This is a genomic window from Micromonospora sp. CA-259024 (assembly GCF_050936255.1).
Taxonomy (GTDB): domain Bacteria; phylum Actinomycetota; class Actinomycetes; order Mycobacteriales; family Micromonosporaceae; genus Micromonospora.
This window is the reverse complement of record NZ_JBNJND010000002.1, coordinates 2,111,067-2,133,602: the sequence shown is the minus strand read 5'-3', so window position 1 is coordinate 2,133,602 and position 22,536 is coordinate 2,111,067. Positions and strand designations below refer to the sequence as shown.

At 69.9% G+C, this 22,536-nt stretch carries 18 protein-coding genes and 1 pseudogene; all 19 read right to left on the bottom strand.

All coding sequences use genetic code 11. The features are described from left to right. Positions 1-74: 74 nt before the first annotated feature. Positions 75-1,628 (bottom strand): NADH-quinone oxidoreductase subunit NuoN, encoded by a 1,554-nt coding sequence (nuoN, locus tag ACQEUX_RS29490; RefSeq protein WP_433055263.1) that lies wholly within the window; start codon positions 1,626-1,628, stop codon positions 75-77. Next, positions 1,625-3,160, bottom strand: a complete 1,536-nt coding sequence (locus tag ACQEUX_RS29485) for an NADH-quinone oxidoreductase subunit M (protein ID WP_433055260.1) — start codon at positions 3,158-3,160, stop codon at positions 1,625-1,627. Before ACQEUX_RS29485 ends, nuoN begins: the two co-directional genes overlap by 4 nt. Before the next feature lie 64 nt (positions 3,161-3,224). Continuing rightward, a complete protein-coding gene (nuoL, locus tag ACQEUX_RS29480; RefSeq protein ID WP_433055257.1) occupies positions 3,225-5,153 on the bottom strand; it encodes an NADH-quinone oxidoreductase subunit L in 1,929 nt (642 codons plus the stop codon). 11 nt (positions 5,154-5,164) lie between these two features. Beyond that, positions 5,165-5,464, bottom strand: a complete 300-nt coding sequence (gene nuoK / locus ACQEUX_RS29475) for an NADH-quinone oxidoreductase subunit NuoK (RefSeq protein WP_030486270.1) — start codon at positions 5,462-5,464, stop codon at positions 5,165-5,167. Between the two features lie 57 nt (positions 5,465-5,521). Next, on the bottom strand, positions 5,522-6,292 hold the full coding sequence (locus tag ACQEUX_RS29470) for an NADH-quinone oxidoreductase subunit J (RefSeq protein WP_433055254.1): 771 nt from the start codon (positions 6,290-6,292) through the stop codon (positions 5,522-5,524). Next, the gene (gene nuoI, locus ACQEUX_RS29465; protein ID WP_203121624.1) at positions 6,289-6,930 is read right to left on the bottom strand and encodes an NADH-quinone oxidoreductase subunit NuoI; all 642 of its coding nucleotides are present in this window, start codon (positions 6,928-6,930) and stop codon (positions 6,289-6,291) included. The genes ACQEUX_RS29470 and nuoI overlap by 4 nt, the downstream gene beginning before the upstream one ends. A gap of 1 nt (position 6,931) precedes the next feature. Next, on the bottom strand, positions 6,932-8,284 hold the full coding sequence (gene nuoH, locus ACQEUX_RS29460) for an NADH-quinone oxidoreductase subunit NuoH (RefSeq protein ID WP_433055250.1): 1,353 nt from the start codon (positions 8,282-8,284) through the stop codon (positions 6,932-6,934). After that, positions 8,281-10,788: an NADH-quinone oxidoreductase subunit G gene (locus tag ACQEUX_RS29455; RefSeq protein ID WP_433055247.1), complete on the bottom strand. Its 2,508-nt coding sequence runs from the start codon at positions 10,786-10,788 to the stop codon at positions 8,281-8,283. The genes nuoH and ACQEUX_RS29455 overlap by 4 nt, the downstream gene beginning before the upstream one ends. Next, on the bottom strand, positions 10,788-12,104 hold the full coding sequence (nuoF, locus tag ACQEUX_RS29450) for an NADH-quinone oxidoreductase subunit NuoF (RefSeq protein WP_433055244.1): 1,317 nt from the start codon (positions 12,102-12,104) through the stop codon (positions 10,788-10,790). Before nuoF ends, ACQEUX_RS29455 begins: the two co-directional genes overlap by 1 nt. Then, on the bottom strand, positions 12,101-13,279 hold the full coding sequence (gene nuoE, locus ACQEUX_RS29445; protein ID WP_433055241.1) for an NADH-quinone oxidoreductase subunit NuoE: 1,179 nt from the start codon (positions 13,277-13,279) through the stop codon (positions 12,101-12,103). Before nuoE ends, nuoF begins: the two co-directional genes overlap by 4 nt. Before the next feature lie 52 nt (positions 13,280-13,331). Further along, complete coding sequence (locus ACQEUX_RS29440) at positions 13,332-14,657, bottom strand: NADH-quinone oxidoreductase subunit D (protein WP_433055238.1); 1,326 nt, start codon at positions 14,655-14,657, stop codon at positions 13,332-13,334. After that, on the bottom strand, positions 14,654-15,391 hold the full coding sequence (locus ACQEUX_RS29435) for an NADH-quinone oxidoreductase subunit C (RefSeq protein WP_433055235.1): 738 nt from the start codon (positions 15,389-15,391) through the stop codon (positions 14,654-14,656). Before ACQEUX_RS29435 ends, ACQEUX_RS29440 begins: the two co-directional genes overlap by 4 nt. Beyond that, positions 15,388-16,065, bottom strand: a complete 678-nt coding sequence (locus tag ACQEUX_RS29430) for a NuoB/complex I 20 kDa subunit family protein (protein WP_433055232.1) — start codon at positions 16,063-16,065, stop codon at positions 15,388-15,390. Before ACQEUX_RS29430 ends, ACQEUX_RS29435 begins: the two co-directional genes overlap by 4 nt. Before the next feature lie 14 nt (positions 16,066-16,079). Then, positions 16,080-16,445, bottom strand: coding sequence for an NADH-quinone oxidoreductase subunit A (locus ACQEUX_RS29425; RefSeq protein WP_007454588.1), 366 nt, complete (start codon positions 16,443-16,445; stop codon positions 16,080-16,082). 135 nt (positions 16,446-16,580) lie between these two features. Beyond that, on the bottom strand, positions 16,581-17,858 hold the full coding sequence (locus ACQEUX_RS29420) for a geranylgeranyl reductase family protein (protein ID WP_433055227.1): 1,278 nt from the start codon (positions 17,856-17,858) through the stop codon (positions 16,581-16,583). Between the two features lie 139 nt (positions 17,859-17,997). Then, complete coding sequence (locus tag ACQEUX_RS29415; RefSeq protein ID WP_354992696.1) at positions 17,998-18,222, bottom strand: hypothetical protein; 225 nt, start codon at positions 18,220-18,222, stop codon at positions 17,998-18,000. 89 nt (positions 18,223-18,311) lie between these two features. Then, positions 18,312-19,022 (bottom strand): demethylmenaquinone methyltransferase, encoded by a 711-nt coding sequence (locus tag ACQEUX_RS29410; protein ID WP_433055224.1) that lies wholly within the window; start codon positions 19,020-19,022, stop codon positions 18,312-18,314. 795 nt (positions 19,023-19,817) lie between these two features. Further along, positions 19,818-20,885: pseudogene (locus ACQEUX_RS29405) on the bottom strand (cell wall anchor protein); the annotation flags it as partial. A 425-nt stretch (positions 20,886-21,310) separates the two neighbouring features. Further along, entirely contained in the window at positions 21,311-22,501 is a 1,191-nt protein-coding gene (gene mqnC, locus ACQEUX_RS29400; protein ID WP_433055221.1) for a cyclic dehypoxanthinyl futalosine synthase, read from the bottom strand. Positions 22,502-22,536 lie beyond the last annotated feature (35 nt).

Below are 22,536 nucleotides of genomic sequence, written 5' to 3'. Positions count from 1 at the left end.
CTGCTCCGGGCCGGGGATACGCACCAGGGGCCGGCACGTGAACACGCGCCGACCCCCAGTGATCGAACCTTCCGTCATCGAACGAATTCGGCAGCTCCGGTGGCCAGGTCGAGCAGCGGCGCCGGGGCGATGCCCAGCACCAGAGTGGCCAGCACACCGATCATCAGCGCGGCGGAGGTGAGCCCACCGGGCACGGTGACGGTCGGGGTGGACTCGCCCGGCTCGGAGAGCCACATCATCACCACGACCCGCAGGTACGGGAATGCCAGCACCATGCTGGTCAGCACACCGGCGATCACCAGCCAGGCCTGACCGCCCTCCAGCGCCGGGCCGAAGATGGCGAACTTGCTGGTGAAGCCGCTGGTCAGCGGGATACCGGCGAAGGCCAGCAGGATGAAGGTGAACAGTGCCGCGAAGAACGGCGAACGCCGGCCCAGCCCGGCCCAGCGGGACAGGTGGGTGGCCTCCCCGTCGGCGTCGCGTACCAGGGTCACCACCGCGAACGCGGCCAGCACCGAGAAGCCGTACGCGACCAGGTAGAACATCGTGCCGGAGAGCCCGTCGCGGCTCGGCGCCAGCACACCGACCAGCAGGTAGCCGGCGTTGGCGATCGAGGAGTACGCGAGCAGCCGCTTGATGTCGGTCTGGGTGACCGCGAGCACCGCACCAACCAACATGGTCAGCACCGCGACCGCGCCGAGCACCGGAGTGAAGTCCCAGTTGGCGTCGGCGAACGCGACGTGGAAGACGCGCAGCAGGGCACCGAACGCGGCGACCTTGGTGCAGGCCGCCATGAAGCCGGTGACCGGGGTCGGCGCACCCTGGTAGACGTCCGGGGTCCAGACGTGGAACGGCGCCGCCGCGGCCTTGAACAGCAGGCCGATGGAGAGCAGCGCCATGCCGGCGAAGAGCAGCACCCGGCTGGCCGGAGACTCGCTCACCGCCGCGTCGATGGTGGCGAAGTCGACGCCGGCCGGGCGGCCCGGGATACCGGCGGTGAAGCCGTAGATCAGGGCCACGCCGAACAGGAAGAAGGCGGAGGCGTACGCGCCGAGCAGGAAGTACTTCATCGCCGCTTCCTGGCTCAGCAGTCGCCGGCGACGGGCCAGCGCGCAGAGCAGGTAGAGCGGCAGGGAGAAGACCTCCAGGGCGATGAACATGGTCAGCAGGTCGTTCGCCGCCACGAAGATCAGCATGCCGCCGATCGCGAACGTGGCGAGTGGGTAGACCTCGGTCAGGCCGTTGCGCCCCTCGGCCTGTCGCCGGTCGTCGGCCGACTCGGCGGTCACCGCGGCCTGGGCGACGAACGCCCCGCCCCGCTCGACCGAGCGGTCACCGATCAGCAGCAGCGCCATCGCGGCCAGCACCAGGATCGCGCCCTGGAGGAAGAGCGTCGGCCCGTCCACCGCGAGCGCCTGACCGGCGGTGATGATCCGGTCGTCGGCGTTGAGCACCACCATGGTCAGCGCCGCGAGGACCGCGAGCAGGGCCAGCGTCAACTGCACCACGTGCCGCCAGCGCCGGGGCACGAGGGCCTCGACCAGCACGCCGAGCAACGCGGTGCCCAGCATGATCAGGATCGGAGAGATCGCCGAGTAGTTGATCGACGGCAGGTTCAACTCGGTCACTTTGCCGCCTCCTGGACGGTGCCGCCCACGGACGGGGCCGGGTCGGTTCTGCCGATGTCGTCCATGGTCGCCTGGACGGCCGGGTTGATCACGTCAGTGACCGGCTTGGGGAAGAAGCCGAGCAGCACGATCAGCGCGATCAGTGGGGCCACCACGACCTTCTCGCGCAGGTTCAGGTCCCGGCGCATGCCGTCGACCTCGGTCAGCGCCGGGTTGAGCGTGCCCTGGGTGGTGCGCTGCACCATCCACAGGACGTACGCGGCGGCCAGGATGATGCCGAGCGTGGCGATGATCGCGACCGGCTTGTTCACCGTGAACGTGCCGATCAGCACCAGGAACTCGGAGATGAACGGCGCCGTACCGGGCAGCGCGAGCGAGGCGAGACCGGCGAAGAAGAGCACCCCGGCGAGCACCGGGACCAGCTTGCCGGCACCACCGAAGTCGCTGATCAACGCCGAGCCGCGCCGGGCGATCAGCATGCCCACCACCAGGAAGAGCAGGCCGGTGGCCAGTCCGTGGTTGAGCATGTAGAGCACCGCCCCGGTGCCGGCCTGGGTGGTGAAGGCGAAGATGCCCACCCCGATGAAACCGAAGTGCGCGATCGAGGTGTACGACACCAGCCGCTTGAGGTCGTTCTGGCCGACCGCCAACAGCGCGGCGTAGACGATGCCGATCACGCCCAGCGCCAGCGCCCACGGCGCGAACCACTTCGACGCCTCGGGGAACAGCGGCAGGCAGTAGCGCAGGATGCCGAACGTCCCGACCTTGTCCAGCACGCCGACCAGCAGCGCCGCGGCGCCCGCCGGGGCCGCGCCACCGGCGTCGGGCAGCCAGGTGTGGAACGGGAAGAACGGCGCCTTGATGGCGAACGCGAGGAAGAAGCCGAGGAACAGCCACCGCTCGGTGCCGGTGCTGATGTCGACCTGCGACAACGCCTGCCAGTCGAAGGTCTTCCCGCCGACCACCCACAGGCCGATCACCGCGGCCAGCATGAACAGACCGCCGACGAGTGAGTAGAGGAAAAACTTCACCGCCGCGTACTGCCGCTGGTGGCCGCCGTAGCTGCCGATGAGGAAGTACATCGGGACCAGCATGACCTCGAAGAACACGTAGAACAGGAAGACGTCGGCGGCGGCGAAGACGCCGATCATCGTGCACTCGAGGACCAGCAGCAGCGCGAAGTAGACCGGCACCGACCGCTTCGACGACTCCGCGTCGTGCCACGAGGCCAGGATCACCAGTGGCACCAGCACCGCGATCAGCATCAGCATCACCAGCGCGATGCCGTCGGCGGCGAAGGTGAAGCTGACGCCCCAGTTCGGGATCCACGAGTACGACTCGCGGAACTGGAACCGGTCGCCGCCGGCGTTGAAGCTGACCCACATCACCACCGAGAGCACCAGCACCAGCAGCGACCAGGCGAACGCCACCTGCTTGGCCAGTTCCGGCCGGTGGCGCGGCAGGAAGGCCACCACCAGGGCGCCCACCAGCGGCGCCACGGTGAGCACCGAGAGGAACGGGAAGTTGGACATTATGCGGCCTTACCTCCGTCGTCACTGCGTGGTCCGCCGGCGGGGGCGGCCGGAAAGAGGTCGATCACGCCAACCACCCCGCCTGCACCGCCAGGAACGCCGCCATCACCAGCAGCGCACCGGCCAGGATCGAGGTCGCGTACGAGCGGACGAAGCCGGTTTGCATCCGCCGGAGCCGACCCGAGCCACCACCGACCGCGGCGGCGAGCCCGTTGACCAGCCCGTCGATGCCCCGGTTGTCGAGGTAGACCAGCGCCCGGGTGAGGAAGATGCCCGGCTTCTCGAAGACCGCCTCGTTGACCGTGTCGGTGTAGAGGTTGCGCCGGGCGGCGGTGACCAGCACCCCGGCCGGCTGCGGCGCGGTGGCCGTACCCGCCCGGAACAGGAACCAGGCCAGCCCGGCACCGAGCACGGTGACCAGCAGCGAGAGGATCGTGATCACCGTGTGGGAGAGCACCCCGTGTGCCTCACCGGCGGCCTCCTCGCCGAGCACCGGAGTCAACCAGGAGGCGACGCCGTCGTTCCGGACCATCAGCCCGCCGGCCAGCACAGAACCGGCCGCCAGCAGGATCAGCGGGATGGTCATCAGCTTCGGCGACTCGTGCGGATGCTCGATGTCCTCGGTCCACCGCTTCGGGCCGTGGAAGGTGAGCACGAACAGCCGGGTCATGTAGAACGCGGTCAGCCCGGCGCCGAGCAGCGCCGCCCCGCCGAAGAGCCAGGCGGTCCAGTCCTCCCGCTCGAAGGCGCTCGCGATGATCGGCTCCTTGGAGAAGTAGCCGGAGAGCGGCGGGATGCCAATGATGGCCAGCCAGCCCATCATGAAGGTCAGCCAGGTGATCTTCATGTGCTTGGACAGCCCGCCGAAGCGGCGGATGTCGACCTGGTCCTTCATCCCGTGCATGACCGAGCCGGCGCCCAGGAACATGTTGGCCTTGAAGAAGCCGTGGGCCAGCAGGTGGATGATGGCCAGCGCGTACGCCCCACCGCCCAGGCCGACGCCGACGAACATGTAACCGATCTGACTCACCGTCGACCAGGCGAGCACCCGCTTGATGTCGTCCTTGGCCGCGCCGATGATGCAGCCCATCAGCAGGGTGAGCGCGCCGACGCTGACCACCACGAGCTGGAGCGTCGAGTTCGCCGAGAAGATCGGGTTGGAGCGGGCGATCAGGTAGACGCCCGCGGTGACCATGGTGGCCGCGTGGATGAGCGCCGACACCGGAGTGGGACCCTCCATGGCGTCCGGCAACCACGCCTGCAACGGGAACTGACCGGACTTACCGGCCGCGCCGAGCAGCAGCAACAGACCGAGGATCAGCACGGTGGTGCCGGTCAGTGCGCCGACACCGTTGAACACCTCGTCGTACTGGGTGGTGCCCAGCGTGGCGAACATGATGAAGATGCCGATGGCAAGGCCGGCGTCGCCGACCCGGTTCATCAGGAAGGCCTTCTTGCCTGCGGTGGCCGCGCTCGGCCGCTCGGTCCAGAAGCTGATCAGCAGGTACGACGCCAGACCGACGCCCTCCCAGCCGAAGTACAACATCACGTAGTTGTTGCCGAGCACCAGCAGCAGCATGGCCGCGACGAACAGGTTGAAGTACGCGAAGAACCGGCGGCGGCCCGCGTCGTGGGCCATGTACTCCACCGCGTACAGGTGGATCAGGAAGCCCACCCCGGTGATCAGCAGCACGAAGACGGCGGCCAGCGGGTCGAACAGCAGGCCGAAGTCGACGCGCAGATCACCGACCGCGATGAAGTCCCAGAGGCTCAGCTCGACCGACTTGTTCTCCAAGCCACGAAGCTGGAAGAAGAAGGACAGGCCGAGCACGAACGCGGCACCGATGGCCGCGACGCCCAACCAGTGCCCCCAGCGGTCGGCCCGCCGGCCGAGCAGCAGCAGGACGGCCGCGCTGAGCAGCGGGATCGCCACCAGCAGCCAGACGCTGCCGAGCAAGCCCGTGGCCTCCGCGTAGTGCACAGTCTCTTCCACGTGCTCGCCCCTTAGTACTTGAGCAGGTTGGCGTCGTCGACACTCGCCGAGCGTCGCGTCCGGAAGATGGACATGATGATCGCGAGACCGACCACGACCTCGGCCGCCGCCACCACCATCACGAAGAACGCCATGATCTGACCGTTGAGGTCACCGTTGATCCGGCTGAAGGTGACCAACGTCAGGTTGGCCGCGTTGAGCATCAGCTCCACGCACATGAACAGCACGATCGCGTTGCGCCGGACGAGCACCCCGGCGGCGCCGATGGTGAACAGCACCGCGGCCAACACCAGGTAGTAGTCAGGCGTCATGGCTGGACTCGCTTTCGTTCGCGACTGCGGGGCTCCGCTTCGCTGCACTCCTCGCGCTCACCGGTCCGTACCTTTCAGCGTGGTCTCCTGCGCGGTCAACTCCCGCACCGGCAGGATGTCCGGCGTGCTCCGCTCGGAGAGCCGGCCGTCCGGCAGCCGTGCCGGGGTCGCCACCGAGGAGGAGGTCGCGAAGACACCGGGGCCCGGCTTGGGGCCGGGGTAGTTGCCCGGCGCGAAGCGGGCCCGCATGGTCGACGGCTGGTCGACCTTGTCCTGCTTACGCCGCTCGATGTGCGCGAGCACCATGGCACCGACCGCCGCGGTGATCAGCAGCGCCGAGGTCAGCTCGAACGCGAAGACGTACTTGGTGAAGAGCAGTCGGGCGATGCCCTGCACGTTGCCCTCCGCGTTGGCCTGCTCCAGGCCGACCGCGGTGGTCCCCTCCAGCGCCCGGTAGAGCGCGCCGCCAACCAGGCCGGCGAAGCCGAGGCCGAGCACGATCGCGGCGACCCGCTGCCCGCGCAGCGTCTCGATCAGCGAGTCCGTGGAGTCCCGACCGACAAGCATCAGCACGAAGAGGAAGAGCATCATGATCGCGCCGGTGTAGACGATGATCTGCACCATGCCGATGAACGGCCCGGCCTGGAGCACGTAGAACACGCCCAGACAGAGCATGGTCAGCACCAGCCAGAGCGCCGAGTGCACCGCGTTGCGGGCCGCCACCATCCCGATCGCGCCGATGAGCGCGAGCGGCCCGAGGATCCAGAAGGTGACCTCCTCGCCACCGGACACCCCACCCGCCGCGGCCAGCACCGTAGACGTGGTCATGCTCCCTCTCCCTTGCCGGCCGCGACCCGCTGGGCGGCCTGCTCGGCGCCCGGGAACGTCACGCCGGGGTGCTCCTCGACCTGGTAGCGGCCGGGGCCCATCGGGGACGTCTCCGCACCGGCGGAGGTGCCCGGGTTGTCGAGCGCGCCGACGTAGTAGTCCTTCTCGCTGTCGCCCAGCCGCATCGGGTGCGGCGGCTGCTCCATGCCCTCGAGCAACGGCGCGAGCAGCTGCTCCTTGGTGAAGATCAGGTCCTGCCGGTTGTCCCGGGCCAGCTCGTACTCGTTGCTCATGGTGAGCGACCGGGTCGGGCAGGCCTCGATGCACAGCCCACAGAAGATGCACCGGGCGTAGTTGATCTGGTAGATGCTGGCGTACCGCTCACCCGGCGAGAAGCGCTGCTCGTCGGTGTTGTCGCCACCCTCGACGTAGATCGCGTCCGCCGGGCAGGCCCAGGCGCACAGCTCACAGCCGATGCACTTCTCCAGGCCGTCCGGGTGCCGGTTCAGGATGTGCCGCCCGTGGTAGCGCGGCGCCGACACCGGCGGCTTGAACGGGTAGTCGGTGGTGACGACCTTCCTGAACATGTGCGAGAAGGTGACACCGAATCCCTTGAACGTTCCGGTGATCGCGCCCACGTCACACCTCCCTGGAGTCCGAGCCGGCAACGATGTTGGCCGGCTCCCGCTCGGCGACCACGCGCGTGATACGCGGGCTCGGTGGTACCTGAAGATCCATCGGTGGCAGCGGGAAGCTCCCGTACGGCCGGCTGTCCACCTGTTCCTGCGGCGTCGGCTTCGGCTGCGGCCGGCGGCTGGGCCAGAACAGCGTGGCGATGAGCAGGAGGCCGGCCGGGATACCCACGGCGATCACCTTGCCCCGCGTGTCCCAGTCCTCGATGGACCGCAGGCCCGACAGGACCAGGATCCAGACCAGGTTGATCGGCAGCAGCACCTTCCAGCCGAGGCGCATGAACTGGTCGTAGCGCAGCCGGGGGAGCGTGCCGCGCAGCCACACGAAGACGAAGACCAGCGCGATCACCTTGCCGAAGAACCAGAGCATCGGCCACCAACCGGAGTTGGCGCCCTCCCAGATCGTGATCGGCCACGGTGCCCGCCAACCGCCGAGGAACAGCGTGGTGGTGACCGCGGACATGGTCACCATGGCGACGTACTCGCTGAGCATGAAGAGCGCGAACTTCAGCGAGCTGTATTCCGTCATGAAGCCCGCGACCAGCTCGGACTCGGCCTCGGGCAGGTCGAACGGCGCCCGGTTGGTCTCACCCACGGTGGCGATGAAGAAGATGACGAAGCTCGGCAGCAGCAGGATCGCGTACCAGCCCGGCGCCGGGACCTCGGTGCCGAAGATGGTCAGCCGCGTGGCGTCGCCCTGAGCGGCGACGATCCCACTGGTACTCATCGTGCCGGCGGTCATGAAGACCGCCACGATGCTCAGCCCCATGGCGACCTCGTAGGAGATCATCTGGGCACTCGACCGCAGACCGCCGAGGAGCGGGTACGTCGAGCCGGAGGCCCAGCCGCCCAGGACGATGCCGTAGACGCCCATCGAGGAGCAGGCCAGCAACAGCAGCACCGCCACCGGCACGTCGGTGACCTGCAACGGCGTGTGGTGGCCGAAGATGCTCACCATCGGGCCGAACGGCACCACCGACAGCGCGGTGACCGCACAGATCACCGAGATGGTCGGGGCGAAGAAGTAGACGACCTTGTCGGCCGCCTTCGGCAGGATGTCCTCCTTGAAGGCCATCTTCAGGCCGTCGGCGAGGGTCTGCAGCAGGCCGAACGGGCCGACCTGGTTGGGGCCGGGCCGCACCTGCATGTAACCGACCACGCGCCGTTCGAACCAGACACCGAGCAGCGTGGCCAGCAGGCCGAAGGCGAACGCGAAGACGATCTTGCCGAGAACCAGCCACCACGGATCCCGGCCGAAGTCGGCCAGCGTCGGATCCTGGGCCAGGATTGACGAAGTCACTGGTTACCCCCGGAGTTGAGGAGCGGACCCGGAAGCCCGGTCTCGTCGGCCGCCACGCGTCCGGCCGGGATGGCCGTAGTCGAAGCGGGGACGGAGATCCGGACGACCGCGCCGGACGTCGCCCCGAGGCTGCGCCGCACGGTCGAGCCGGGTGAGTTGGTCGGCAGCCAGACCACGCCGTCCGGCATCTCGGTGAGTTCCGCCGGCAGGGTCAGTGCCCCCCGGTCGGTGCCGACCGTGACCGCGTCGCCGTCGGCGACGCCGAGCGCCTCGGCGGTGCCCTTACCCAGCCGGACCACCGGCGGGCGGGCGGTGCCGGCGAGGTTCTCGTCGCCTTCGGTGAGCGTGCCGAGGTCCACCAGTTGGTGCCAGGTGGCCAGCACGGCCTCCCCGGCGCCCGCGTGCGGCACCCGGCCCGGCGCCACCGACGGTGCGGCCGGCCGAGACATCCGCGTCGCCGGCAGCGTGCCCAGCTCGCGACGCACGCTCGGCACGTCCGCGGTGCCGAGCCGCACGTCGAGCAGTGCGGCCAGCGCGTCGAGCACCCGGCCGTCGGTCATCGCGGCGGTGTTCAGCACCGCCTCGAACGGGCGAAGTCGGCCTTCCCAGTCCAGGAAGCTACCGGCCTTCTCGGCCACCGGGGCGACCGGAAGCACCACGTCCGCCCGCCGGGTCACCGCGCTGGCGCGCAGCTCCAGGCTGACCAGGAACGGCACCGCGTCCAGGGCGGTCTCGGCCAGGCGCGGGTCGGCCAGGTCGGCCGGGTCGACACCGCCGACGACCAACGCGCCGAGCTGTCCGTTGGCCGCGGCGGCGAGGATGCCGTCGGTGTCCCGACCGGCCTGGCTCGGGATCACCCCGGCCGGGATGTCCCACGCCTCACCCAGCTCGGCCCGAGCCGCCGGCTCGGTGACCAGCCGGCCACCGGGGAGCAGGTTGGGCAGGCAGCCCGCGTCGACCGCGCCGCGGTCACCCGCGCGCCGGGGCACCCAGGCCAGCTTCGCGCCGGTACGTCGAGCGACGTCCGCCGCTGCGGAGAGCCCACCCGGTACGGTGGCCAACCGCTCGCCGACGATCAGGATCGCGCCCGGTGCGCTCAGCGCCTCGGCGACCGTGGCGTGCTCGGCGAGCACGCTGGCCTCCTCGCCCGGCACCACCCGGGCCAGCTTGGCACCGAGCTTCTCCAGGCCGCGGGTGGCGAACGGCGCCAGCGCGTACACCGTCAGGGTCTTCTTCAGGTACGCCTTGCGCAGCCGCAGGAAGAGGATGGGGCACTCCTCCTCCGGCTCCAGGCCGACCAGCACCACCGCCGGCGCGTTCTCCACGTCGGTGTAGGTGACGTCGGTGACCCCGGCGACCGAGCTGGCCAGGAAGTCGGCCTCCTCGCGGGAGACCGGCCGGGCCCGGAAGTCGATGTCGTTGGTGTTCAACGCGACCCGCGCGAACTTCGCGTACGCGTACGCGTCCTCGACGGTCAGCCGACCGCCGGTGAGCACCGCCGTGCCCTGCCCGCTCTCCCGAGCCGCGTGCAGCCCCTCGGCGGCCACGGTGAGCGCCTCGCTCCAGGACGCCTCGCGCAGCTCACCGGTGTGCTTGTCGCGGACCAGCGGGTTGGTCAGCCGGTCGGCGGCCCGGGTGTACTGGAAGCCCCAGCGGCCCTTGTCGCAGTTCCACTCCTCGTTCACCGCCGGCTCGTCGCCGGCCAGCCGGCGCAGCACCTTGCCGCGCCGCCAGTCGGTGCGCTGCCCGCAGCCGGCCGAGCAGTGCTCGCAGACACTCGGGCTGGAGACCAGGTCGAACGGGCGGGCCCGGAAGCGGTACTGGGCACCGGTCAGCGCACCCACCGGGCAGATCTGCACGGTGTTGCCGGAGAAGTAGGAGTTGAACGGGACGTCCCCGGCGTCGCCCTTTTCGCCGTACGCGTCGTCCCGGTAGATGTTGATCTCCTCGGCGGACGACCGGCCCATCAGGTCGATGAACTTGTCGCCGGCGATCTCCTCGGAGAACCGGGTGCACCGCTGGCAGAGCACGCAGCGCTCGCGGTCCAGCAGCACCTGGCTGCTGATCGCCATCGGCTTCTCGTACTCCCGCTTGTGCTCGTGGAAGCGCGAGTCGGTGCGGCCGGTGGACATCGCCTGGTTCTGCAGGGGGCACTCGCCGCCCTTGTCACACATCGGGCAGTCCAGCGGGTGGTTGAGCAGCAGCAGCTCCATCACCCCCTCCTGCGCCTTCTTGGCCACCGGGGAGGTGATCTGGGTACGCACGACCATGCCGTCGGCGACGGTCTGGGTGCAGGAGGCGACCGGCTTGCGCTGCCCCTCCACCTCGACCAGGCACTGCCGGCACGCACCGGCCGGCGCCAGTAGCGGGTGGTCGCAGAACCGGGGGATCTCGGTGCCCATCTGCTCGGCGACCCGGATCAGCAGCGTCCCCTTGGGGGCGGTGACCTCGACGCCGTCGATGGTGAGCGTGACGGTCTCGGTCTGCTTGGCTACGTCCGTCATCAGTGAGCTCCAACCAGCTGCTTGTCGGAGAGCTTCGGCGCGGTACGTCCCTCGATGTAGTCGAGGTAGTCCTGCTTGAAGTACTGCAGTGACGAGGTCACCGAGCTGGTCGCGCCGTCACCCAGGCCGCAGAACGACCGGCCGAGGATGTTGTCGCAGGTGTCCAGCAGGGTGTCCAGGTCCTCGTGGGTGCCCTGGCCAGCGAGGATCCGCCGGTAGACCCGGACCATCCAGTAGTTGCCCTCGCGGCACGGGGTGCACTTACCGCACGACTCGTGGTGGTAGAACTCCAGCCACCGGTACGTCGCGTAGACCGGGCAGTCCTGGTCGGAGAAGATCTGGGTGGCCGTGGTGCCCAGGATCGAGCCGGCCGCCGCCACCCCCTCGAAGTCCAGTGGCACGTCCAGGTGCTCGGCGGCGAGCAGCGGGGTGGACGAGCCGCCCGGGGTCCAGAACCGCAGGTTGTGGCCCGGCTGCATCCCACCGGCCAGCTCCAGCAGCTCCCGCAGCGTGACACCCATCGAGCACTCGTACTGACCCGGGTTGACGATCCGGCCGGAGAGCGAGTAGATCATCGGCCCGGAGGACTTCTCGGTGCCCATGGTCTTCCACCAGTCGGCCCCACCGAGCACGATCGGCGGCACGCTGGCGATGGTGCCGACGTTGTTCACCACCGTCGGGCTCGCGTACAGGCCGTGGGTGGCTGGGAACGGCGGGCGCAGCCGGGGCTGCCCCCGGAACCCCTCCAGCGAGTCCAGCAGCGCCGTCTCCTCGCCGCAGATGTACGCCCCGGCGCCGGAGTGCACCACCAGCTCCAGGTCGTAGCCGCTGCGCAGGATGTTCCGGCCGAGGTAGCCCCTGTCGTACGCCTCCTGGACGGCGTTGCGCAGCCGACGCGCGGCGTGCACCGCCTCGCCCCGGATGTAGATGTAGGCGCGGCTGGCCCGGATCGCGTACGACGCGATGATCACGCCCTCGACCAGCGCGTGCGGGTCGTGGGTCATCAGCGGCAGGTCCTTGCAGGTGCCCGGCTCGCCCTCGTCGGCGTTGACCACCAGGTAGTGCGGCTTGCCATCACCCTGCGGGATGAAGCCCCACTTGAGACCGGTGGGGAAGCCGGCGCCACCTCGGCCGCGCAGCCCGGAGTCCTTGATCAGCTGGATCAGGTCGTCCGGGTGGGCCTTGAGCGCCTTGCGCAGGGCGGCGTAGCCGTCCAGTTGCTCGTAGGTGCCGATACGCCAGGCGTCCGGCGACAGCCAGCGCTTGGTCAGCACCGGCGTCAGCTTGGCCACGGTCTCCGGGCGGGGAGTGGTCACTTCTGGGCCCCCGTTTCGTTCGCGTCCGCCGGTCCGGCGCCGTCGGCGTCCGTCCCAGCCTTCGCTTCGGTGAGGTTGCGCTCCTGCGCCCCGGCCTCGTCGCCGGCGGGCTTGCCGTCGCCGGCCGGCGCGTTGGCCGCCACGCCGGCGGCCTCGGCCGACCGCGCGTCGCCAGCCTCGGGCGCGGTGCCGGTGCCGTCCGTCGGGACCTTGGTGCCCGGGGCGTCCGGCACTGCCGTGCCCGCGTCCGGCTGCCGGGTCTCGGCGGTACGCACCTGCGGCGACTTGTCGTCCGGTGCCTTCACGTCCGGTGCGGTGCTGCCGGTCGCCGCGGCGGCGGGAGCCGGCTCGCCGGCACCGGCGTTGCCGGGCGTACCCGTCGGAGCGGAGGCGCCGTCGCCACCCTTCACCGGGGCCGCGGCGGCCTCAGCCGGAGCGGGCTTGGCCGCCTCTGCCTTCGCCTTCGCCTCGGCGGCGGCGCGGTCCGCCTCCGCCTTGCTGCGGATCGGGGTGTTCGGGTCGAAGCCCGGCACCGAGACGCCGTGCTGCTGTGCCAGCCGCAGCCCGCGCAGGGTGGGCTCGCCCGGCCCGCCGTCGGCGACGGCACCCTCGCGCTCGTCGGCGAAACCGGCGAGCTGCACCGCCATCTCCTTGAGCGTGCAGAGCCGGGCACCCCGGGTCGGCATCGGCCGCCCGCCCGCCCGCAGCTCGTCGACAACGCCGACCGCCGTCGACGGGTCCACCCCGTCGAAGAAGTCGTAGTTGACCGTCATCACCGGGCCGTAGTCGCACGCCGCCAGGCACTCGGCGTGCTCCAGCGTGATGGTGCCGTCGGCGGTCGTCTCGTCGTGTCCCACGCCCAGGTGCTCGGACAGGGTGTCGTAGACCTCCTGACCACCGAGCACGTTGCACATCGTGTTGGTGCAGACGCTGACCAGGAAGTCACCGGTCGGCTTGCGCTTGTACATCGTGTAGAAGGTGGCCACCGCGCCGACCTGGGCCTTGTTCAGCCCCAGCACCTCGGCACAGAACGCGACCCCCGCCGGGGAGACGTACCCCTCCTCGGCCTGCACCAGGTGCAGCAGCGGCAGCAACGCCGAGCGGGACCGGTCCGCCGGGTAGCGGGCGATGATCTCGCGCGCCCGCTCCCGGGTCTCATCAGTGAAAACACTCATCAGCGTCGCCTTCCGTTCGCGACTGCGGGGCTCGCAAGCTCACTCCTCGCGCTCACCGGTCACAACCCCCCATGACCGGGTCCAACGAGGCGCCGCCGGCGATCACGTCGGCGATCAGACCGCCCTCGGCCATCGCCGGGAGGGCCTGGAGGTTGACGAAGCTCGGCTCCCGGTAGTGCACCCGGTACGGCCGGGTGCCACCGTCGGAGACCGCGTGTACGCCCAACTCGCCGCGGGGCGCCTCGATGGCGACGTACACCTGGCCCGGCGGAACCCGGAAGCCCTCGGTCACCAGCTTGAAGTGGTGGATCAGCGACTCCATCGACTGACCCATGATCTTCGCGACGTGCTCCAGCGAGTTGCCCATGCCGTCGACGCCGATGGCCAGCTGCGCCGGCCAGGCGATCTTGCGATCGGCAACCATCACCGGGCCCGGACGGAGGCGGTCCAGTGCCTGCTCGACCAGCTTCATCGACTCCCGGATCTCGGCGAGCCGGACCTGGTAGCGACCCCACACGTCACCGTCGGGGTGGGTCGGCACGTCGAACTCGTACGTCTCGTAGCCGCAGTACGGCATGGTCTTGCGCAGGTCCCACGCAAGTCCGGCGGAGCGCAGCACCGGCCCGGTGATGCCGAGCGCCACGCAGCCGGTCACGTCCAGCACCGCGACGTTCTTCGTCCGCTCGGTCCAGATCGGCTGGCCGGAGAGCAGGTCCTCGTACTCCTTGAGCTTCTTCGGCATCATCTTGAGGAACTCGCGGATCTTGACGATCGCCTCGTCCGGCACGTCCTGCGCCACGCCGCCCGGCCGGACGTACGCGTGGTTCATCCGCAGGCCGGTGATGGTCTCGAAGATGTCGAGGATGTACTCCCGCTCGCGGAAGCCGTACAGCATGATCGAGATCGCGCCCAGCTCCATGCCGGTGGTGGCCAGCCAGACCAGGTGCGACGAGATCCGGTTGAGCTCCATCATCAGCACGCGGATGGTGGTGGCCCGCTCGGTGATGTCGTCGGTGATGCCGAGCAGCTTCTCGACCGCGAGGGCGTACGCCGTCTCGTTGAAGATCGGGGCGAGGTAGTCCATCCGGGTCACGAACGTCGAGCCCTGGACCCAGTTGCGGTATTCGAGGTTCTTCTCGATGCCGGTGTGCAGGTAGCCGACGACGGAGCGGGCCTCGCGGACCGTCTCGCCCTCCAGCTCCAGGATCAGCCGCAGCACCCCGTGCGTGGACGGGTGCTGCGGACCCATGTTGACCACGATCCGCTCGTCGTTGATCGGGTCGGTGCCCGAGACGATCGTGTCCCAGTCCCCACCGGTGACGGTGAAGACCCGACCCTCGGTGGTCTCGCGCTCGCTGGCGTAGTTCGACGTCGTCACTGGTACGACCTCCGCGTGTCCGGCGGCTGGATCTCCGCGCCCTTGTACTCGACGGGGACGCCGCCGAGCGGGTAGTCCTTACGCTGCGGGTGGCCCTCCCAGTCGTCCGGCATGAGGATCCGGGTCAGGTTGGGGTGGCCGTCGAAGACGATGCCGAACATGTCGTACGCCTCCCGCTCCTGCCAGTCCGCGGTCGGGTAGACGGCGGTCACGCTGGGCAGGTGCGGTGCCTCGACGGAGACCGCGGCCTCCAGCCGGACCCGCCGCCGGTACGTCATCGAGGTGAGCAGGTAGACCACGTGCAGGCGCCGCTCGTCGGCACCGAGGTAGTCCACACCGGACACCGACGAGCACAGCTCGAACCGCAGCGCCAGGTCGTCCCGCATCACCTGGCAGACCTCGGCGATCCGCTCCGGGCGTACGTGCAGGGTCAGCTCACCCCGGTCGACCACGACCTTCTCGATCGCGTCACCGAAGGCCGGGTACGCCTCCTCCAACGCGTCGCGGACCTCGTCGAAGTAGCCCCCGTACGGCCGGGACGCCTCCTCGATGGGCTGGCGCTGGCGGACCAGGCCGCCGTAGCCGGACACGTCGCCGGTGCCGTGGTTGCCGAACATCCCGCGACCGGCCGGGCTGGCCGGCGGGAACTCGGCGGGGGCACCACTGGTGGCGCCGGCCGGCACCACCGGCAGCGGTACGCCGCCGTCGTTTGGCTTGTCCGTGGGTGACGTCATTTCGGGCCTACCTGCGGGTGGAGGTGGTTCTGAGCGTTCATCCAGTTCTCGATCCGCAGCTGCTCCTCGCGGCCCTCGCGGACCGCGCGGGTCCACTCGGCACGCCGGGCCTTGTCCTTGCGGTAGGAGGACGGCATGGAGCCGTACGGCACGACCGGAACATCCCCGCGCTCCTGGCGGGCCGCCAGCATCTTGCGGCCGTTCGGCCCCAGCGGCTCATACATGATCTTCTCGCGGAGCTTGAGGATCGCGTCGATGAGCATCTCCGGCCGGGGCGGGCAGCCGGGCAGGTACATGTCGACCGGCACCACGTGGTCGACGCCCTGCACGATCGCGTAGTTGTTGAACATGCCACCGCTGCTGGCGCAGACGCCCATCGAGAGCACCCAGCGGGGCTCGGCCATCTGGTCGTAGATCTGGCGCAGCACCGGGGCCATCTTCTGACTCACCCGGCCGGCCACGATCATCAGGTCGGCCTGCCGGGGCGACGCCCGGAAGACCTCCATGCCCCAGCGGCCCATGTCGTAGTGCGGACCACCGGCGGCCATCATCTCGATGGCGCAGCAGGCCAGGCCGAAGGTGGCGCCCCACACGGACGACTTCCGGGACCAGTTGACCAGCTTCTCCACCGAGGTGAGCAGGACGCCGGCGGGAAGCTTCTCCTCGATGCCCATCTGACGTTCCTTCCTCAGTCCCAGTCCAGGCCGCCGCGCCGCCACACGTAGGCGTACGCAACGAAGACCGCGACGATGAACAGGACCATCTCCACGAAGCCGAAGATCGGCAGAGCGTCGAACGAGACCGCCCAGGGGTAGAGGAAGATGATCTCGATGTCGAAGACGATGAAGAGCATCGCCGTCAGGTAGAACTTGATCGGGAACCGCCCGCCGCCGACCGGCTGCGGGCTGGGCTCGATGCCGCACTCGTAAGCCTCGAGTTTGGCCTTGTTGTAGCGACGGGGACCGGCGAAGCGGGCGGCGCCAACGGAAAACAGCGAGAACGCCGCGGCGAGGGCGAACAGCCCGATGATCGGTGCGTAAGGCGAGAGCGACATCGTTTTCTCCTGCTCGTCCTTCCCTGCCCTCGGTGCTTGACGAAAATCACACTATTCACGTCCCTCGCAGTGGCAGTCGGCGGGGGTCGATCTTTGTCAGCATCGGGGCCGTGACCAGCACCGATGCCGTCCTACTTATACGGCCGGCGCGGCCTTCGTCATCGCGTTGATGACCCGGTCCATCGCGTCCCCGCCACGCGGGTCGGTCAGATTGGCCAGCAGCTTGAGCACGAAACGCATCAGCGTCGGATGCGGCATGCCGTGTTTGGTGGCGATCCGCATGATCTCCGGGCGGCCGATCAGTTTCACGAAGATGCCGCCCAACCGGTAGTAGCCGCCGAGCCGGGCCTTCAGCTCGTTCGGGTACGCCATCAGCGCCCGCTCCCGCTCCGGGCCGGCCGGCCGGGCGAGGGCCTGGACCGCGACCTCCGCGGCCAGCTCGCCGGACTCCATCGCGTACGCGATGCCCTCACCGTTGAACGGGTTGACCATGCCGCCGGAGTCGCCGACCAGCAGCACGCCACGGGTGTAGTGCGGCACGCGGTTGAAGCCCATCGGCAGCGCGGCGCCGAGGATCGGGCCGTCGGCGTTGGTCTCGTCGGTCATCCCCCAGTCCTCGGGGGTGTTGGCGAGCCAGTCGGTGAGCAGCCGGCGGTAGTTGGTCTTGCCGAACGCGGAGGACGAGTTGAGCACGCCGAGGCCGACGTTGACCCGGCCGTCACCGAGGCCGAAGATCCAGCCGTACCCGGGCAGCAGGTTGTCGCCGCTGTCCTTGCTGCGCAGCTCCAGCCACGACTCCAGGTAGTTGTCGTCGTGCTTGGCAGGCGAGCGGTAGTAGCGACGGACGGCCACACCGATCGGCCGGTCCTCGCGCTTGGCCAGCCCGAGCGCGAGCGGGAACCGGCCGGAGACCCCGTCCGCCGCGACGACCAGCGGGGCGTGGAAGGTAATGGGCTCCTTGCCCGGACCGACCTCCGCCTCGACGCCGGTGACCCGGCCGTCGCCGTCGAGCACCGGGCCCAGCACGTTGACGTTGGTCCGCAGCTTGGCGCCGGCGGCCACCGCCCGCTGGGCGAGCAGGTCGTCGAAGTCCAGTCTCGTCCGCACCAGACCGTAGTTGGGGAAGCTGGCGAGCTCCGGCCAGTCCAGTTCGAGCCGGACCCCGCCGCCGATGACCCGCAGGCCACGGTTGTGCAGCCAGCCCGCCTCGGGCGAGGTGTCCACACCCATCCGGATGAGCTGGCGCACCGCGCGCGGGGTCAACCCGTCGCCGCAGACCTTCTCCCGTGGGAACTCGGTCTTCTCCAACAACAGCACCCGTACGCCGTGCCGGGCCAGGTGGTACGCAGTCGCTGATCCACCGGGACCGGCGCCCACGACGATGACGTCGGCGTCGTGCTCCACCGCGGTCATCCGCGCCTCCTCCCGCACGCTCGTGAAATGCTTCACAAGCCAGACGGGACGAGTGTATGACCGGCGTCATACCTGCACAGGATCAGGGGTACCTAACTCGCCGATGTGACAGCCCTCGACCGTCCACAGCAGTCAGGTGTCAGGCCGGGCTGGGGGCGTCCAGACCCGCATCGACCCGGATGGTCTCCGGCAGGTGCTCGCGAAGCGCACCACCCGCCGCCCGATCCAGCGCCGCCAACACCTCGGCGACGACCTGCCGGACCTCCGCCGGATCGGCTCCGGCCAACGCGCGCAGTTGCGCGATGAGTTCGGCCGCGTCGTCATCGGTGGCGGCCACCGGGTCCGCCGGGTGTGATCCGGTCATACGGACCAGCCTAAGGGGCAAAGTGGACTAAAAACCTCTATTCACGAAACCTGAATAATGTCCGTGCCCGTCCTCGCGCAGCGCCCGACCTACTCGCGGATCCCCCGGTGCAGGGCCACCACGCCACCGGTCAGGTTGCGCCACGCCACCCGTCCCCACCCGGCCGCGGTGACCCGCCCGGCCAGCGCGGACTGCGCCGGCCAGGCCCGGACCGACTCGGCGAGATAGACGTACGCCTCGGGGTTGCTCGACACCGTGCGGGCCACCACCGGCAACGACCGCATCAGGTACGACAGGTAGACCGTCCGGAAGACCGGGTTGACCGGGGTGCTGAACTCGCAGACCACCAGCCGCCCACCCGGCCGGGTCACCCGGGCCAGCTCACGCAGCGCCGCGTCGGTGTCGTTGACGTTGCGCAGCGCGAAGGAGATGGTCACCGCGTCGAAGCTGGCGTCGGCGAACGGCAGGCGCAGCGCGTCTCCCGCCAGCAGCGGCACCTCGGGCCGGGCCCGCTTGCCGGTGTGCAGCATGCCCAGCGACAGGTCGACCCCGACCGCGTACGCCCCGGACTGGGCCAGCTCGCGCGTCGAGACGCCGGTGCCCGCGCCCACGTCCAGCACCCGCTCGCCCGGCCGCAGCCCGAGCGCCGCCCGGGTGGCCCGGCGCCAGGAGCGGTCCTGACCCAGCGAGATCACCGTGTTGGTCAGGTCGTAACGCTCTGCCACGCCGTCGAACATCGCGGCGACCTCGTGCGGCTGCTTGTCCAGACTGGCGCGCTGGCCCTGCGGGGTACGGCTCACCCCTCCACTCTGCCAGCCGCCCGCCAACCGACACTCGCTGGGTGGGGCGGCACGCGCTCCCGGAACGCGAAAGGGCGGGGTGGTCGCCCACCCCGCCCTCGCGTCGTGCCCACCTCAGAACGCCTCTGCCATGGCGCCTCTGTCAGCGCGCTTGTTGCCAGCGCGCCTGCGTCAGTCGGTCGACGTCTCGTCGCTCGGAGCCACCAGGACGACCTTGCGCCGGCGGGAGAGCACCAGCAGCGCCCCGCCCACGAGCAGGATGATCGCGCCGATGCCGCCGATCAGGCCGACCTGCACACCGGTCACCGGCAGGCCGCCGCCGTCGGAGCCGCCGCCACCGGCAACCGGCGACGTGGTCGTGCCCGGTGTGGTCGTACCGCTCGGGTTCGGCGTGCCACCCGGCGTCGGAGTGACGGTCGTGGTCGGCGTCGGCGTGGCCGTCGCAGTAGGCGTCTCGGTCGGCGTGGGTGTCTCCGTCGGCGTCGGCGTGGCCGTGGGCGTCGCCGTCTCCGTCGGGGTCGGCGTCTCGGTCGGGGTGGCCGTGGGCGTCGGCGTGGCCGTCGGCGTCGGCGTGGCCGTCGGCGTCGGCGTGGCCGTCGGCGTCGGCGTGGCCGTCGGCGTCGGCGTGGCCGTCGGCGTCGGCGTGGCCGTCGGCGTCGGCGTGGCCGTCGGCGTCGGCGTGGCCGTCGGCGTCGGCGTGGCCGTCGGCGTCGGCGTGGCCGTCGGCGTCGGCGTGGCCGTCGGCGTCGGCGTGGCCGTCGGCGTCGGCGTGGCCGTCGGCGTCGGCGTGGCCGTCGGCGTCGGCGTGGCCGTCGGCGTCGGCGTGGCCGTCGGCGTCGGCGTGGCCGTCGGCGTCGGCGTGGCCGTCGGCGTCGGCTGCACGGTCAGGTCGACGAAGACGTCGAAGACCGCCTGGTTGTCACCCTCGTCGACCTCGGTGAAGGTCTTCCGCTGGGCACTGGTCGCCCGCTCGGCCTGCTCCTCGGGCCTACCCGTCGCCGCGTCCAGACCGTGCGCCACCAGCTCGCCGACCCGCAGCACCGGCTCGGTGACGTCCTTGCCGACGGTCACCTTGATGTCCGCCGTGTAGAACTCACCGGGCCGGATCACCGCGCCGCCGTCCTGGCAGAACGCCTGGGCGACGCCGAAGGTCTGCGCGGTGCAGGTGTCCGGCAGGGTGTCGAAGGTGACTCCGGCCGGGAGGGTGAGCACGTAGGAGAGGCCGGTGGCCTTACGGCTGCCGTCGTTGTAGACCGCCCAGTCCAGTGGCACCGTCTCGCCCGGGCGCACCGGCCGGAGATCGGGGTCGTCGCCGCTGACGCCGTTCACCACGACGTTCGCGTTGACGTCCTGCACCCAACTGGTCAGGTCGTAGCCGGGCTCGGTCACGGTGATGTCGTGCTCGACCTTGTTGTCTTCCTTGTTGGGGTCGTCGGTGGCCGCACGGATGGTGACCACCAGCGTGCCGGCCGCGCCCCGACCACCGGTGGAGAAGATCGGGATGCCGAAGTCCTCGCTGGTGCCGGCGGGAACGTCGCCGAGACGGCAGGTGAACTTCTTGCCGTTCACCCGGCAGCCGTCGGGCACCACGACCCGGACCTTGTTCGTCTTCAACTTGCTGGTGTCGACGGTGTAACTGACGCCCTTGGCGTCTTCCTTGCTCCGGCTGTTGTCGACCACGAACTTGAACGGCTTGCTCTTGGCCTCCGTGACTCCCTTGGCCAGGTTGTAACTGAGCGGCACCAGGGCCAGATCGGCCTGCTCGGCGGCCAGTACCGGGGCGGCCACGGCAGCCAGGCCACCAGCCGCGAGCAACGCCACGACGCTGGCGCGAACCAGGGTCGAGCGGTGAAACGCTGTCATCAGTCCCCCGGGGGTAGGGAAGAAAGAATGGTTGCGGAACGAGCGGACGCTATCGAAGCCCGGTCTCCCACGCCAGCACGCGAACCCGCATTTATCCGTCCGGCCCAGGCTGGCCAGACGGTACGGGCGGGATGGTCACCCATCCCGCCCGCACCGCCGTGCGTTATATGAACGACCCTCAACGGGCCGATGGAGGACAGCCCACGACCAGGACCATCAGACCATCCGCCACCAGCACGGTCGCGCTGATTTCGCCGATCCACGTGGCGACGGATACGAGCCGCGACGCTAGCCGCAGAGGATCATCTCCACCACCCCCGCACCCGACAGCCTGACGCTGCGGCGGCGGGGACCACCCGTACCGCCGGTGCGTCCGGGCAGGAGCATGAGCCCCGGTCAGCCGAACGGCTGGACGTCCACCCGCGTCAGTTGACCTCGACCAGTGGCAGGGACCGGCCCGCGCCGCCGCCGGGCAGCGCGATCGAGGAGAAGTGTGAGACCACCCGCTCGTCGGTCGGGTCGTCAGCCGGCGTGTGGTGCACGGCCAGCCGGTTGTAGAGGGTGTCCCGCTGCGCGGGGATCCGGTCCGCCGAACGGATCATGCCGATCAGCTCGTGCAGGTTGGAGCGGTGCCGCGCGCCGGCAGAGGAGATGACGTTCTCCTCCAACATGATCGAGCCGAGGTCGTCCACGCCCATGTGCAGCGCGAGCTGCCCGACGTCCTTGCCGGTGGTCAGCCAGGACGCCTGCAGGTGCGGCACGGTCTCGAAGAAGAGTCGGGCCACCGCGACCAACCGCAGGTACTCCAGCGTGGTCGCCTGGGTGCGGCCCTTGAGGTGGTTGTTCTCCGGCTGGTACGTCCACGGGATGAAGGACCGGAAGCCGCGGGTGCGGTCCTGCACGTCGCGGATCATCCGCAGGTGCTCGATCCGCTCGGCGTGCGTCTCACCGGTGCCCATCATCATGGTGGCGGTCGACTCGATGCCCTGCCGGTGGGCCAGCTCCATGACCTCCAGCCAGCGCTCGCCCGACTCCTTGAGCGGCGCGATGGCCTTACGCGGCCGCTCGGGCAGCATCTCCGCCCCGGCGCCGGCGATCGAGTCCAGGCCGGCGACCTTGATCCGCGCGATGGCCTCGTCCAGGCTCACGCCGGAGACCTTGGCCATGTGCAGGATCTCGCTCGGCCCGATCGAGTGGATGACCAGCTGCGGGTACGCCTGCTTCACCGAGGAGAACAGCTCCTCGTAGTACTCGACCCCGTAGTCCGGGTGGTGCCCGCCCTGGAGCATCACCTGGGTCGCGCCCAGCTCGACCGCCTCGCCGCACCGGCGCAGGATCTCCTCGGTCGGGTGGGTCCACCCTTCCTTGTGCTTGGGAGCACGGTAGAAGGCGCAGAACTTGCACGCCGTCACGCAGACGTTCGTGTAGTTGATGTTGCGGTCGATCAGGTACGTGACGATGTTGTCCGGGTAACGCCGCCGGCGCACCGCGTCCGCCGCCTCGCCCAGCGCGTGGAAGGGCGCCTCGGTGTAGAGCAGCAGGGCCTCCTCGGGCGCGATCCGCCCACCGTCCGCGCCGCGCTGCAGGATGTCGTCGATCTCCCGGCTCACCGTCACGCCCCGAGCCTACGCCGACCACGCGCCCTCTCCCT

Bases quoted from the DNA above. Each gene is read 5' to 3' on its own strand.
- ACQEUX_RS29485 (WP_433055260.1), bottom strand. From the start codon at position 3,160: ATGTCCAACTTCCCGTTCCTCTCGGTGCTCACCGTGGCGCCGCTGGTG.
- nuoK (WP_030486270.1), bottom strand. From the start codon at position 5,464: ATGACGCCTGACTACTACCTGGTGTTGGCCGCGGTGCTGTTCACCATC.
- ACQEUX_RS29470 (WP_433055254.1), bottom strand. From the start codon at position 6,292: ATGACCACGTCTACGGTGCTGGCCGCGGCGGGTGGGGTGTCCGGTGGC.
- ACQEUX_RS29455 (WP_433055247.1), bottom strand. From the start codon at position 10,788: ATGACGGACGTAGCCAAGCAGACCGAGACCGTCACGCTCACCATCGAC.
- nuoE (WP_433055241.1), bottom strand. From the start codon at position 13,279: ATGAGTGTTTTCACTGATGAGACCCGGGAGCGGGCGCGCGAGATCATC.
- ACQEUX_RS29435 (WP_433055235.1), bottom strand. From the start codon at position 15,391: ATGACGTCACCCACGGACAAGCCAAACGACGGCGGCGTACCGCTGCCG.
- ACQEUX_RS29430 (WP_433055232.1), bottom strand. From the start codon at position 16,065: ATGGGCATCGAGGAGAAGCTTCCCGCCGGCGTCCTGCTCACCTCGGTG.
- ACQEUX_RS29425 (WP_007454588.1), bottom strand. From the start codon at position 16,445: ATGTCGCTCTCGCCTTACGCACCGATCATCGGGCTGTTCGCCCTCGCC.
- ACQEUX_RS29420 (WP_433055227.1), bottom strand. From the start codon at position 17,858: ATGACCGCGGTGGAGCACGACGCCGACGTCATCGTCGTGGGCGCCGGT.
- ACQEUX_RS29415 (WP_354992696.1), bottom strand. From the start codon at position 18,222: ATGACCGGATCACACCCGGCGGACCCGGTGGCCGCCACCGATGACGAC.